The sequence below is a fragment of the Desulfovibrio sp. Fe33 genome (assembly GCF_028532725.1).
GTDB lineage: Bacteria > Desulfobacterota > Desulfovibrionia > Desulfovibrionales > Desulfovibrionaceae > Pseudodesulfovibrio.
Genome location: NZ_JAQKGU010000003.1, coordinates 302,659 through 316,113, shown reverse-complemented (window position 1 = coordinate 316,113; position 13,455 = coordinate 302,659). Strand labels below are relative to the sequence as shown.

Here is a 13,455-nt window from a genome sequence, read left to right as displayed (position 1 = left end):
TTTCGGAGTGATACATGGCGATAGCCAACCCATTGATGAACCCCCGCCTGATCGAGGGCGTCAAGACCGTTGTCTTCGACAATGACGGGGTGCTGATCGATTCCTATGAGGCCAATATGGTCTATTACGGCACCATCCGGCGCGAGCTGGGGCTGCCGCCCATGACCGAGGCCGAGAAGTATTATGTGCACACGCGCACCCACGAAGAAGCCGTGCGCCATATCGTTCCCGCCGACAAGCTTGAGCGGGCTTTCCAGATCGGCGCGACCATGAACCAGGCGTCCTTGGCCCCGTACTTTAAGCGTTCGGAGGGCATCCGCGAGTTCTTGAGCTGGCTCCGCTCGGCCGGGTTCGGTCTGGCCGTGAACACCAGCCGGGGCTCGTCCATGGATTTGGTCCTCAAGCTTACGGATCTGGAGGGATTCTTCCACCCGGTCATCACTTCCTGCAAGGTCAGCAAGCCCAAGCCGCATCCCGAGGGGCTGTTCCGGATCATGCAGGAACACGGTGTGCGTCCGGACGAAGTGGCCTACATCGGCGACTCCGTGGTGGACCAGCGGGCCGCGCAGGCGGCGGGGGTGCGTTTCTGGGCATATCGCGACCAGGGCCTTGAGGCCGATGTGCACGTTGAGAATTTCTGGGCCATCCGGGCGGCCATGCAACGCTGCTATAAAGGGTGCGCCCCCGCGTTTTAGGACTTGATTCTTGCATTCCCGTATGCGAAATTACCAACATTGATACTAATCACCGGTGCTTGGCACCGCGTCGTTTGGAGGCCTCATGGACTTGATTGTCCAAGCAATTGCTACAGTTCTCGACATCGTTCTCTCTGCCTACTTCTGGGTCGTCATCATATCTGCGCTCCTGTCCTGGGTGAATCCGGACCCGTACAACCCCGTCGTGCGTTTTCTGCGCGGCGTGACCGAGCCTGTTTTCTACAAGATTCGCAGTTGGATTCCGTTCGCCGTTGTCGGCGGTTTCGACCTTTCCCCCATCGTGGTGCTGCTGGCCATCAAGGTCTGCCAGATCGTGGTGGTGGGGAACCTCCTGCGATTGGCCTATTCCATGGGCTCCGGGATGTCCATGTAGCCCTTTGACCAAGGAGGACTGTGGTGACGGTTTCCAAGATCGATTTGCTCAACAAACAGTTCTCGCGGGGCCTGCTCGGCTATTCGCGCGCCGAGGTCGACCAGTTCATGCTTGAGCTGGCCGAAGTCCTGGGCGACGCGGCCGACATGCAGAAGGCCATGCGCGTGAAGATCAAGCGGCTGGAAAGTTCCCTCAAGGAGTACCGCCAGCGCGACGAGACCCTGCGCGACACGCTCATGTCCACTCAGAAGATGGTCGACGATCTCAAGGTCGCGGCCGGTCGCGAGGCGCGGCTCATTCTGGACGAGGCGCGCGCCAAGGCGGACGAAACCGTGCGCAAGGGGCACAACCGCCTGGCTCATATCCATGAGGAGATAGAGTCCCTGAAGCGGACCCGCACCCAGTTCGAGGTCCAGCTCAAGGGGATGCTCAACGCGCATCTTGAAATGCTTGAGCACAGCGATCCTGAAAGGGACAAGGTCGAGGAGATCGAGTCCAAGCTCAAGTACCTGAAGAAGGTCGAATAGGGAGAATCGTATTTCAAGGCCGGAGTTCGTTTCAAGGCGGGAGTCGGGGTGGTCCCTCGACGTTTGGGCCCAACCGGGCGCAAGAAAGGACGAGATCGCCGGCGTGTACCAGGGGTGCCTGAAAGTTCGCCTTAGGGCACCGGCGGTGGACAACAAGGCCAACAAGGGGTTGGTCGAATTCATCGCCAGGTTGTTGCGGTTGAAAAAAAGTCAGGTGGAGATCGCCTCCGGCCACTCCAGCCGGAAAAAGCACCTGGCCCTTAATATTGCGGGAGAGCCGGACTGGGGAAGTCTTCTTCCAGGCGAGTCACCGCGTTAACCTGTAAAAAGGAGCAACACATGGAAGCCAAAGACCTTGAACTCATTGAGAAGTACGGGGCCGAAGATTCGCAACTCAAGGCTCTGTGGGATCAACATAACAATTACGAAAAAATGCTGGATAAGCTTGAGTCCAAGGCCTACCTGTCTCCTACTGAAATGCAGGAAGTGAAGGAGCTCAAAAAGAAGAAGCTGGCGGGCAAGACGACCTTGCTGGCTCTGCTCGACAAATATCGCAAATTGGAGGCATAGCCGATGAAATTGACCGGGGCCCAGATTCTGTTGAAGTGTCTGGAAGAGGAAGGTGTTGATGTCATGTTCGGTTTCCCCGGGGGAGCCGTGATCGACATTTATGACGAGATTCCCAATTCGTCCGTGGAGCACATTCTGGTGCGTCACGAGCAGGGGGCCATTCACGCCGCCGACGGATATGCCCGCGCCACCGGCCGGGTAGGGGTATGCCTAGTCACCTCAGGCCCCGGCGCCACCAATACCGTGACCGGAATCGCCACGGCTTACGCCGATTCCATTCCGGTCGTCATTTTTACCGGTCAGGTGCCCCGGGCCCTGATCGGCAATGACGCATTCCAGGAAGTGGACATCGTCGGGATCACCCGGCCCTGCACAAAACACAACTACCTGGTGCAGGACATCGAGGACCTGGCCCGGACCGTCAAGCAGGCGTTCTATCTGGCCCGCTTAGGACGTCCCGGCCCGGTGCTGGTGGACCTGCCCAAGGACATTCAGCAGCAGGTGGCCGAGTTCGAGTACCCGGACAGCGTGTCCATGCGCAGCTACAAACCGACCCGGAAGCCGCACATCGGCCAGATCCGCAAGGTGGTCAAACTCCTCAAGAAGGCCAAACGGCCGTTGATCTATTCCGGCGGCGGAGTGATAACCTCCGGCTCCCACGAAGACCTCACCTGGCTGGGCCAGACGCTCCACATTCCGGTGACGTCCACCCTCATGGGCCTGGGCGCGTTTCCGGGCGACGATGAGCTCTTTCTCGGTATGCTCGGTATGCACGGCACCTATGCGGCCAACATGGCCGTGAACAACTGTGATCTGCTCCTGGCAGTGGGCGCGCGGTTCGACGACCGCGTCACCGGCAAGGTGGACACCTTCGCGCCCAACGCGACAATCGTGCATATTGACGTTGACCCGACCTCCATCCAGAAAAACGTCTCGGTCCATGTGCCCCTGGTGGCGGACTGCAAGCCCGCCCTGGCTTCTCTCAAGGCGGAGACCGAGGGCACGCTGGACGAATTCGACTGGGCTGCCGACCATAAGCCCTGGGTGGACATGGTTCAGGGCTGGGCCAAGGAGCATCCGCTGACCTACAAGGACGACTCCGACAGCATCAAGCCCCAGTTCGTGGTCGAAAAGATTTATGAAATAACCAAGGGCGACGCCATCATCGCCACGGAAGTGGGGCAGAACCAGATGTGGGCTGCCCAATTCTTCAAATACACCCGGCCCAACACATTGCTGACCTCGGGCGGTCTCGGCACCATGGGATACGGCTTTCCGGCGGCCCTGGGCGCGCAGAGGGCCTTCCCAGACAAGCTGGTCATCGACATCGCCGGGGACGGCTCCATACAGATGTGCATCCAGGAGATGATGACCGCCGTGTGCAACAAACTGCCGGTCAAGATCGTCATTCTCAACAACGGTTATCTCGGCATGGTCCGGCAGTGGCAGGAGCTTTTCTACGACAAGAATTACTGCGCCACCTGCATGGACGCCCAGCCCGACTTCGTCAAGCTGGCCGAGGCCTACGGAGCCGCAGGCTATCGCGTGACCGAGAAGAAGGACGTCGAGAAGACCTTGCGCGAGGCGTTTGCGGTGGACAAGCCGGTCATCGTGGATATCCGCGTGGAAAAAGAAGAAAATGTCTACCCCATGGTCCCGGCCGGAGCGTCGCTGACCGAGATGCTGCTGGTTTAGGAGGCCGTGATGAGCAAACACACTCTTTCCGTAATGGTTGAAAACGAGCCGGGCGTCCTGTCCCGCGTGGCCGGGCTCTTTTCCGGACGCGGCTTCAACATCTACTCCCTGAACGTGGCCCCGACCCTGGAAAAGGGGGTCTCCCTCATGACCATTGTGGCCGAGGGCGACGACTCCATCATCGAGCAGATCGTCAAGCAGCTCCGGAAATTGGTCCCCACCATTAAAGTGAAGGATCTTACCGAGCTGCATTCGGTTGAACGGGAAATGGTCCTGCTCAAGGTCAATGCCGAAGATTCAAAACGGGCGGAGATCCTGCGTATTGTTGACATCTTCAGGTGCAAGGTTGTAGACGTGAGCGTTGACGAACTGACCATTGAGGTCACGGGAGACCAGGGAAAGATCAGCGCGATCATCAACCTGCTCACCCGTTTCGGTATCAAGGAAATCGCCCGCACCGGCAACGTCGCAATGCGACGATCCATGCAGATCGACCTATAATTTGCAATCAGGCGAGTCACCGGGCCAGGAGTTCGCTCCTTGCCCGGTCTTTTGCATGTTTATATAATTCAAGCTGTTGCGCCCTCAACGGGGGCAAATAATATCGAGGAGAAACTCCCATGAAAGTGTATTACGAGAAAGATGCGGACCTGAGCCTTTTGAAAGACAAAACCGTGGCCGTCGTGGGCTACGGCAGCCAGGGTCATGCCCATGCGCAGAACCTGCGCGACTCCGGCGTAAACGTCATCGTCGCCCAGCGTCCCGGTGGCCCCAACTACGATCTGGCCAAGGAGCACGGCTTCGAGCCCATGTCCGTCGCCGACGCCGCCAAGCAGGCCGACATGATTATGATCCTGCTGCCCGACCAGTATCAGGCCGAGGTCTTCAAGAAGGATATTCTCCCGTATCTCGAAGAAGGCAACATCATCGCCTTCGGTCATGGCTTCAACGTCCATTTCCAGCAGATCACCCCGCCCAAGGGCGTGGACTGCGTCATGATCGCCCCCAAGGGACCGGGCCATCTGGTTCGCCGCACCTTTACCGAGGGCGGCGGAGTGCCGTGCCTGGTGGCCGTGGCCGCCGACGCTTCCGGCAAAGCCACTGAAATCGCTCTGGCCTACGCCAAGGGCATCGGCGGAGCTCGTTCCGGCGTCATCAAGACCACCTTCAAGGAAGAGACCGAAACCGATCTGTTCGGTGAGCAGGCCGTGCTTTGCGGTGGTCTGACCGCTCTGTGCAAGGCCGGATTCGACACCCTGGTCGAGGCCGGTTATCAGCCCGAAATGGCCTACTTCGAGTGCATGCATGAGCTCAAGCTCATCATCGACCTGATGTACGAGGGCGGCCTGGCCAACATGCGCTATTCCATCTCCGACACTGCCGAGTACGGCGACTACGTCACCGGCCCGCGCATCATCACCGACGAAACCCGCGAAGAAATGCGCCGCGTGCTCAAGGACATCCAGTCCGGAAAGTTCGCCCGCGACTTCATCCTGGATAACCAGGCCGGTCAGGTGGGCCTCAAGACCATGCGCCGCATCGAAGCCGAGACTCAGATCGAGGAAGTCGGCGGCCGTCTCCGCAAAATGATGAGCTGGCTCAAGAAGTAGCTCTCTTTCGCTTGTGACATACAAAGGCCTCCGCACAGTTGTGCGGAGGCCTTTTCTTTGGGACTCATCGTTTAAGTCTCTGAAGAAGGAAATCAGGTGTTGAAAGCCGCTTCGCGGCGATAGTCGGGTGATTTCGCCTCCGGCGGGCAAGGGTTCGCACCCTTGCATCCCATGTAAGCGCCTTCGGCGCAGGGGGTTCGTTACGTGCGTTCTGCGGCGAAAGCGGGGCGTTGGATATATGGGACTCTTTTCTTTTGCCTGCGAGGAAGGTCTTCCTTTGTTTACGGAAGGTTGGCGAATGGGAGAGGAAGAGGGCGGAGCGCTCCGTCGTAATACCCGTGGAATGGGCCTGGAAGCCGTGTTTGTGACATTATTTCCTCCCGCGTTTTTTTCGCTTGACGCAGTGTGTGATCGTTTTTAGAGGACGCTCTCTATTTTCTTTGAGGGGTGAAAAACATGTCTTTGGATGTGCTGTTTCTCGGGGGGCTCGTCTTCCTTGCCGAAGTGCTGGTGCTGACTATCGGCACGGTGCGGACCATGGTCACCGTGTTGGGTGAATCCCGGGCGGCTTTTTATCTCGGCTGCTTTGAGATGACCCTTTGGGTGTTCGGGACTTCGGCCGTCATGCTCAAGGTCGGCGACGAGCCGATTCTGGGCGTGTGCTACGCCGTCGGGTTCGCCTGCGGCAACGTGGTGGGCATCATGGCCGAGAAGAAGCTGGCCCTAGGCAACGTGGTCGTGCGTCTTATCAGCGCGAACGGCGGGGATGAGATAGCCCGCGCGGTCCGCCGGGCCGGTTTCATGATTACCACGGTGGCAGGTGAAGGCTGCCATGGCGCGGTTTCGGTTCAGTTCGTGGTTTGCAAGCGGAAGGATATGAAGCTGGTGCTGTCCGAGGCTCGCGGGGTCGATCCCGATTTGTTCTATACCTTCGAGACCGCGGGGGGCGCCAGCGAGGTGCCGAGTCCGACGGCCGGCCGCATGGACAGGTTCCTGCGTCCTATCCGCCGCCTGGTCCCGCAGTTCTGATCCCGCCTGTCACGCAACGCGGGCCGCATTGCCGTTATGGCGGTGCAGGGCCGCGCCGAGCGCTCCCATGTGGTCGGGATTTTCCGGAATGAGAATGTCCCGACCTATTTCGCCGTTCACGGCTTGGGCGAGCAGTCTGAGCACGCAGGGGTTGTTCGCCACGCCGCCCGTGAATACCATGGGGAATTTGAGTCCCACCCTGCGGAGCATGTTGGCGGTACGTTTGACAATGGCCTTGTGCAGACCGAGCGCGATGGCCTCGGGGCTCTCGCCGCGCGCCATGAGGGAGGTCGCCTCGGTTTCCGCGAAGACCGTGCAAATGGAACTGATCTCGGGCGGATTCTCTCCTTTGAGGGCGTAAGGTCCGAACTCTTCCACCGGAATCTGGAAGACTCCGGCCGTGTATTCCAGGAATTTGCCTGTCCCTGCCGCACATCGATCGTTCATCTCGAATTTCAGGACCCTGCCGTCCGCCAGGGACATGGCCTTGGTATCCTGCCCGCCGATGTCGAGCACGGTCGCCGCATCGGAAAACAGGTGAGCCGCGCCCAGGGCATGGGCCTTGATCTCCGTGATGGTCGAGCATTCGCAGTCCAGGTCCAGCCGCTGGATGAGATTGCGCCCGTAGCCGGTCCCGACCAAGGAGGCGGGGCGCAATCCCTCCAGCAATCTGGAACATTGATCCAGAGGGGAAAAGGTGGTGGGGAGCTTTCTCGACAACACCACCTCGCCGCCGATCAGGCCAACCAGCTCTATGGAGCGGGACCCGATGTCCAGTCCCACGATCATGCAAGGGTCTCCACGAACGCCTCCACCCGCGTCTTGAGCTGCTCCACGTCTTCCATGGAGTAGTCCGTTTCGATGGAGAGCATGGGAATGCCTTCGGCCTGCAACGTCTTGTCGACCTTGAGGGCTTCGTGGGTGTAGGGCTGGCAGAAAAGCAGGCTGTAATGGATCACGCCGTCCGCCTTCAGCGTTTTCGCCAGGGAAGTGATGTTGTTCAGGCGTTCTTCGTTCGGCGTAAAACAGGCGCAGTCGATCTTCATGTATCGGTCGGCGATGGCGTCGATCATTTCTTCCAGGGTTTCGCCAGATTCGTCCACCAGGTCGCGGGAGTTGCGGGTGCCGATGCAGGATTCCTCTCCCACGATGACCGCACCCGAGCTTTCCACCACGTAGGGGAGCTTCCAATTGGGCACGGCCATGGGACAGCCGGAAAGCAAAAGCCTGGGGGTATCCGCCGGGGCCACGCCGCCGCCCGCCGCGATACGTTCCTCCAACTCGTCACACAGTTCGTTGATCTTGGCCGTGAACCGGACCGGATCGTCGTAGAAGCTGATCTGGTTGACGAGCAGGGCGTCGCGTCCGGAAATGGGAGCGGGAGAGGCCGCGCGAAGGGCCGTGAGCCGTTGCAGGGCGCGCCGTTTGCCGTTGGCGATGCGAATGCCCTCCTTGAGCCTGTCGGCGGTGACGGTGCGGCCGGTCATTTCTTCGACGGTTTTCATGTAGCGGAGGATTTCGGATTTCCAGAGGTCGCGGGCCGCCGTCGATTTGGTTTGCGGCACTTCCATCACATATGTGGGCGCGATCTCGTTGAACGCCTCATATGCCTTCTTCTTGCCGTCGCAGGTGGTCTCGCCGACGATCATGTCGGAGGATTCGATATACGGGCACAGTTTGGCCATTTTGAAGCCGATGAACGATTTGATGAGGGCGCAGGTGTTGCGCGGCACGAGTTGTTCGGCCAGGTCGCTGCCGGCCTCGGCTCCGGCACACAGTCCGACATGGATGGCGTCGGCGGCCAGAGTGATTTCCTCAGGCACGAAAACGCAGAAGGAGCCGATCACCTTGCGGCCTGCCGCCTTGGCTTCCTGGAGTTCGCGTATCCGCAGCCCGTGTACTTCGGAGAGAACGAAGTCCAGATACTCCGCACCCTTGAGCCTGTTCTCCTGGGACAGGTAAATGTCGCCGTAGAATTTGCCGAGCACTTCGAGGAGCCCGTCGTGGGCTTCCAGGTCCATATTCAGTTTTTCCCACATTGCGTGGTGGCCGGTATCTGACATGACGGTCTCCATGGGCTGGGTGTTGATTCTTGGGCGATTTATCTATCGAAAAAGTAGATAGATGACTAGCTATATTTTCTATATATCGAAGGGGGATAATGACAGAAAAATGCACTGTACAAAGCTTTTGCACCAATTTTTTGAAAAACATCGGAATTTCAGCATATTCATAACTGGATGATTTAGCTGGGAAATTCCATGGACGCTGCAATCAGTCAAATTTCCTTTGGAAATGCCATATGATTTAATATCTTTATTTCAACCTGTTATGTATGTGTTGGTGTCAAATCTTTGTGCAGTCGCTTCTCCATTGAATAGGGCGCGTCAGTTTCATAGGTTCAGTTATGTCTTGTCGAGCATAATATTGAATGGGGCGATTTCTGAAAAACTGTTTTTTTCAGTGCCCGACTCCGTCATGGCGTGGCTGCGGAATGCGCTGAAGGCGGAGGGTACGGACCGACGTAACCGGACTTCAGGTCATGTCGGGGACGGATCGCCTTGATGCTCGTAAGGTAGGGGGGAGTCCATGCTTGAAGCAATAACGAGAAAAAACACCGTCGGAAAGAGCAATCCCACCATGCGCATGCATCTGTGGTTTGAGACCGATGAGGGCGTCCTTTTCGGTCTTGGCCGTCTGCAACTGCTCAAATGTGTGGAGGAGTATGGTTCTCTCAAGGCGGCGGCCGAGGCCTTGGGCATGTCCTATCGGGGAGCCTGGGGCAAGATTAAGACAACCGAGGAATTGATAGGCCACAAACTTATCGAACGGGCCTCCAACAGACGTGCCGGGTATCACCTGACCACCTACGGAAAATCCATCGCCAAGTGCTATGACAGGTGGTATCAGGAGGTCGAGGCCTTCGCATTATCCAAGAGTCATGAATTATTGCCTTTTTCTCTTGATCGGTACAAATGAGCCTAATTCAGTATTTTTCAATGTGTTAAATATAACATATTGAATTAATTGAATTTTATGCTATTATGACGATACCTGGGCATTTCGCGCGGGGAAGCAACTGCCGGGCAGGTTTACGTATTCCGGCATAGATCAAGGAGGCCATAGGTATGAAACTCGACCGCCGAAGCTTCATGAAGCTCGCAGGCTCCGGAGCGGCGTGTCTCACCCTCGGGCAGCTCGGTGTCAGCCTGACGCCGATCAAGGCCTACGCAGCGGAGATCAAGATATCCGGTGCGAAAGAGGTTGTGACGGTCTGTCCGTTCTGTTCGGTGAGCTGCCACGTCATCGGGTACGTCAAGGACGGGAAGCTCGTTAACGCCGAGGGCGATCCGGACTACCCCATCAACGAAGGATCCTTGTGCGCCAAGGGCGCGGCCATGTTCAGCATGACCACGAGCCATCATCGGTTGCAGAAGCCCCTGTACCGCGCACCCTTCAGCGACAAATGGGAAGAGAAGAGCTGGGACTGGATGCTGGACCGCATCGCGCGCCGCATCAAGGACACCCGCGACAAGGACCTCATTCTCAAAAACGGCAAGGGCGAAACGGTCAATCGCCTCGAATCCATGTTCCTGCTGGGCACCTCCCATGCGGGTAACGAGGAATGTGCCATCGCGCATCAAGCCATGCGCAGCCTGGGCGTCGTCCATATGGACCACCAGGCCCGTATCTGACACAGCGCCACAGTTGCGGCTCTGGGAGAGTCGTTCGGACGCGGTGCGATGACCAACCACTGGATCGACATCAAGAATGCCGATTCAATCCTTATAATGGGCAGTAATGCTGCCGAACATCATCCGATTTCGTTCAAGTGGGTATTGCAGGCCAAGGACAAGGGCGCCACTGTCATGCATGTGGACCCGAAGTTCTCGCGTACCTCTGCGCGGTCGGATTTCCATGTCCCCCTCAGGTCCGGCACGGATATCGCCTTCCTGGGCGGCATGATCAAGTACATCGTCGACAATGAGAAGTACTTCAAGGAGTACGTGGCCAACTACACCAACGCCGCTCTGGTCGTCGGCAAGGAGTACGGGTTCAAGGACGGTCTCTTCACCGGCTACGACGAGAAGACCCGTTCCTACGACAAGAGCAAGTGGGGCTTCGAAATGGACGCCAACGGCGTTCCCGTTCGCGACACCAGCATGAATAATCCCCGTTGCGTGTTCCAGCTTCTCAAACAACATTATTCCCGCTACGACCTGGACACCGTTTCCGCCACCACCGGCGTGTCCAAGGAAAACCTGCTCAAGGTGTACGAGGCCTTCGCGGCCACCGGCAAACCCGACAAGGCGGGAACCGTCATGTACGCTTTGGGTTGGACGCAGCACACCGTGGGCGTGCAGAACATTCGCTCCGCGGCCATCATCCAGCTGCTGCTCGGCAACATCGGCATCGCGGGCGGCGGCATCAACGCCCTGCGCGGCGAGCCCAACGTCCAGGGTTCCACCGACCACACCCTGTTGTACCACATCATCCCCGGTTACATGGCCATGCCGCACAGCGGCTGGCAGACCTACGATCAGTACATCAAGGGCAACACCCCGGTGAGCAACGATCCCATGTCCGCCAACTGGTGGCAGCACAAGCCCAAGTACTTCGCCAGCCTGCTCAAGGCCTGGTACGGCGATCACGCCAACAAGGAAAACGGCTTCTGTTATGAACTGCTTCCGAAGATCGAAAAGGGCGAGGACTACTCCTACATGTTCCTCTTCGACCGGATGTATCAGGGCAAGATCCGGGGCGGCATCATCATCGGCCTGAACCCCATGAACTCCGTGCCCAACACCAACAAGGTCCGCAAGGCCCTGGACAACCTGGAATGGCTGGTCACATCCGAGCTTCACCACTCCGAGACCACCGACAACTGGCATCGTCCCGGCGTGGACCCCAAGACGGTCAAGACGGAAGTCTTCCTCCTGCCTTCGGCCCACCGGCTGGAGAAGGAAGGCTCGGTGACCAACTCCGGTCGCTGGATGCTCTGGCACTACCAGGCCGTGAAACCCGCCTTCGAGGCGCGTCCCTTCGGCGACATGTTCTGCGGATTCATGTCCAGGCTGAAGGCCCTGTATGCGAAGGAGGGCGGCAAGCTGCCCGAGTCCGTCACCTGGCTCGACTACCCCGAGACCTACGATCCCGATGAACTGTGCGCCCGCATCAACGGTCGCTTCACCCAGGATAGCAAGGTCGGCGACAAGATGTATAAGAAGGGCCAGCAGGTGCCTTCCTTCACCGCGCTCAAGGATGACGGCTCGACAATGAGTCTGAACTGGCTGTACGCGGGCAGCTACACCGAAGAGGACGGCAACAAGGCCAAGCGCCGCAGCACCAAGCAGACCGAGATGCAGGCGAAGATCGGCCTGTTCCCCAACTGGGCCTGGTGTTGGCCGGTCAACCGCCGCATCCTGTACAACCGCGCCTCCGTCGACCTGAACGGCAAGCCGTACAACCCGGAAAAGGCCGTTATCGAGTGGAAGGACGGCAAGTGGATCGGCGACATCCCCGACGGCGGATGGCCGCCCGTCGCCTCCGGCAAGGGCCGCTACCCGTTCATCATGTCCAAGCACGGCTTCGGCCAGATCTACGGCCCCGGCCGTCAGGACGGCCCGTTCTCCGAGCACTACGAGCCGGTCGAGACTCCGGTGGATTCGAACAAGTTCTCCAAGCAGTTGAACAGCCCGGTGTACAAGTTCGTTTCCTCCAACATGGACAAGCTGGCCAAGCCCGCCGATCCCAACTACCCGATCGTGCTGACCACCTACAGCTTGACCGAGCACTGGTGTGGCGGCGGCGAGACCCGGAACATCCCGAACCTGCTTGAGGCCGAGCCGCAGCAGTACGTCGAGATGAGCCCGGAGCTGGCGCAGGAAAAAGGCATCAAGAACGGCGACGGCGTAATCATCGAATCCATCCGCGGAAAGGTCGAGGCCATCGCGATGGTCACGGTCCGCATGAGGCCGCTCAAGGTCCATGGACGCATCATCCACGAAATCGGTATGCCGTTCTGCTTTGGCTGGACGACTCCGGGCAGTGGTGACGCCACCAACAGGTTGACGCCTTCGGTGGGCGATCCGAACACCACCATTCCCGAGTATAAAGCCTGCTGCGTGAACATTCGCAAGGCCGACAAGCTCACTGAGCTGGCAACCTAAGGAGATGCGACATGCCTAAGTCATTCTTGATAGACACTTCCCGCTGCACCGCGTGCCGCGGCTGTCAGATAGCCTGCAAGGAGTGGCATGAACTGCCCGCCAACAAGACGACCCAGTACCATTGGGGCAGTCATCAGAACCCGCAGGACCTGAACCCCAACAACTACAAACTTGTTCGCTTCAGCGAACACCTCGAAGACGGCGTGGTCCGTTGGAACTTCTTCCCGGATCAGTGCCGCCACTGCGAAGTCCCTCCGTGCAAGGAACTGGGCGACGTGTACATCGAGGAGGCCATCGTAAAGGACGAGAAGACCGGTGCGGTTCTTTTCACCGAAAAGACCAAGGACTTCTCCAAGGAACAGGCTGAAGAGGTTCGCGAGGCATGCCCGTACAACATCCCCAGGCGCAACGAAACCACCGGGATGCTGTCCAAGTGCACCATGTGCAACGACCGCGTCCATGCGGGGATGTTGCCTGCGTGCGTCAAGGTCTGTCCCACCGGGACCATGAACTTCGGCGACCGCGAGGAGATGCTCGCCCTCGGCAAGCAGCGCCTCGCCACCCTGAAGCAGAAATGGCCCAAGGCTATGCTGGCCGATCCCGAAGACGTCAACGTCATCTACCTGCTCACCGACGAACCCGCGAATTATCACGATCACGCGGTTGCGGAGGCCAATGTCGGCCCCATGTCGAAGAAGCAGTTCCTTGCCACCCTGGCAAGACCCTTCAAGGCCATGAAGGCTTAACCTGAAACAACCTCTCCGC

14 protein-coding genes are annotated in these 13,455 nt (G+C 58.6%); 12 read left to right on the top strand and 2 right to left on the bottom strand.

Annotated elements, in window-relative coordinates; translation table 11 throughout:
* Nucleotides 1-14: 14 nt before the first annotated feature.
* The 9 genes from PSN43_RS06635 to PSN43_RS06595 all read left to right on the top strand — a co-directional run bounded on the left by PSN43_RS06635 (nt 15) and on the right by PSN43_RS06595 (nt 6,520).
* Nucleotides 15-695 (top strand): HAD family hydrolase, encoded by a 681-nt coding sequence (locus tag PSN43_RS06635; RefSeq protein WP_272699937.1) that lies wholly within the window; start codon nt 15-17, stop codon nt 693-695.
* A gap of 85 nt (nt 696-780) precedes the next feature.
* Nucleotides 781-1,089, top strand: a complete 309-nt coding sequence (locus PSN43_RS06630; RefSeq protein WP_272699936.1) for a YggT family protein — start codon at nt 781-783, stop codon at nt 1,087-1,089.
* A gap of 23 nt (nt 1,090-1,112) precedes the next feature.
* The gene (locus PSN43_RS06625) at nt 1,113-1,616 is read left to right on the top strand and encodes a DivIVA domain-containing protein (protein WP_272699935.1); all 504 of its coding nucleotides are present in this window, start codon (nt 1,113-1,115) and stop codon (nt 1,614-1,616) included.
* 10 nt (nt 1,617-1,626) lie between these two features.
* Nucleotides 1,627-1,935: a DUF167 domain-containing protein gene (locus tag PSN43_RS06620; protein ID WP_272700008.1), complete on the top strand. Its 309-nt coding sequence runs from the start codon at nt 1,627-1,629 to the stop codon at nt 1,933-1,935.
* Nucleotides 1,936-1,955: 20 nt separating this feature from the next.
* Nucleotides 1,956-2,186, top strand: coding sequence for a DUF465 domain-containing protein (locus tag PSN43_RS06615; protein ID WP_272699934.1), 231 nt, complete (start codon nt 1,956-1,958; stop codon nt 2,184-2,186).
* Between the two features lie 3 nt (nt 2,187-2,189).
* The gene (ilvB, locus tag PSN43_RS06610) at nt 2,190-3,881 is read left to right on the top strand and encodes a biosynthetic-type acetolactate synthase large subunit (RefSeq protein WP_272699933.1); all 1,692 of its coding nucleotides are present in this window, start codon (nt 2,190-2,192) and stop codon (nt 3,879-3,881) included.
* A 9-nt stretch (nt 3,882-3,890) separates the two neighbouring features.
* Nucleotides 3,891-4,382, top strand: a complete 492-nt coding sequence (ilvN, locus tag PSN43_RS06605; RefSeq protein WP_272699932.1) for an acetolactate synthase small subunit — start codon at nt 3,891-3,893, stop codon at nt 4,380-4,382.
* A gap of 119 nt (nt 4,383-4,501) precedes the next feature.
* On the top strand, nt 4,502-5,491 hold the full coding sequence (gene ilvC, locus PSN43_RS06600) for a ketol-acid reductoisomerase (RefSeq protein WP_272699931.1): 990 nt from the start codon (nt 4,502-4,504) through the stop codon (nt 5,489-5,491).
* Nucleotides 5,492-5,947: 456 nt separating this feature from the next.
* Entirely contained in the window at nt 5,948-6,520 is a 573-nt protein-coding gene (locus PSN43_RS06595; RefSeq protein WP_272699930.1) for a DUF2179 domain-containing protein, read from the top strand.
* Nucleotides 6,521-6,529: 9 nt separating this feature from the next.
* Here the strand turns inward: PSN43_RS06595 and PSN43_RS06590 are convergent, their stop codons facing one another.
* Nucleotides 6,530-7,309: an acyl-CoA dehydratase activase gene (locus PSN43_RS06590; protein ID WP_272699929.1), complete on the bottom strand. Its 780-nt coding sequence runs from the start codon at nt 7,307-7,309 to the stop codon at nt 6,530-6,532.
* Entirely contained in the window at nt 7,306-8,583 is a 1,278-nt protein-coding gene (locus PSN43_RS06585) for a double-cubane-cluster-containing anaerobic reductase (protein ID WP_272699928.1), read from the bottom strand. The genes PSN43_RS06590 and PSN43_RS06585 overlap by 4 nt, the downstream gene beginning before the upstream one ends.
* A gap of 526 nt (nt 8,584-9,109) precedes the next feature.
* On the opposite strand from PSN43_RS06585, the gene PSN43_RS06580 reads away from it, so the two are divergent.
* The 3 genes from PSN43_RS06580 (at nt 9,110) to PSN43_RS06570 (ending at nt 13,436) form a co-directional block, all read left to right on the top strand.
* Nucleotides 9,110-9,499 (top strand): winged helix-turn-helix domain-containing protein, encoded by a 390-nt coding sequence (locus PSN43_RS06580; RefSeq protein ID WP_272699927.1) that lies wholly within the window; start codon nt 9,110-9,112, stop codon nt 9,497-9,499.
* A 149-nt stretch (nt 9,500-9,648) separates the two neighbouring features.
* Nucleotides 9,649-12,690 carry a formate dehydrogenase-N subunit alpha gene (fdnG, locus tag PSN43_RS06575; protein ID WP_272699926.1) on the top strand — a complete coding sequence of 1,014 codons (3,042 nt, stop codon included), beginning with the start codon at nt 9,649-9,651 and terminating at the stop codon, nt 12,688-12,690.
* A gap of 11 nt (nt 12,691-12,701) precedes the next feature.
* The gene (locus PSN43_RS06570; RefSeq protein ID WP_272699925.1) at nt 12,702-13,436 is read left to right on the top strand and encodes a 4Fe-4S dicluster domain-containing protein; all 735 of its coding nucleotides are present in this window, start codon (nt 12,702-12,704) and stop codon (nt 13,434-13,436) included.
* Nucleotides 13,437-13,455: the final 19 nt, after the last annotated feature.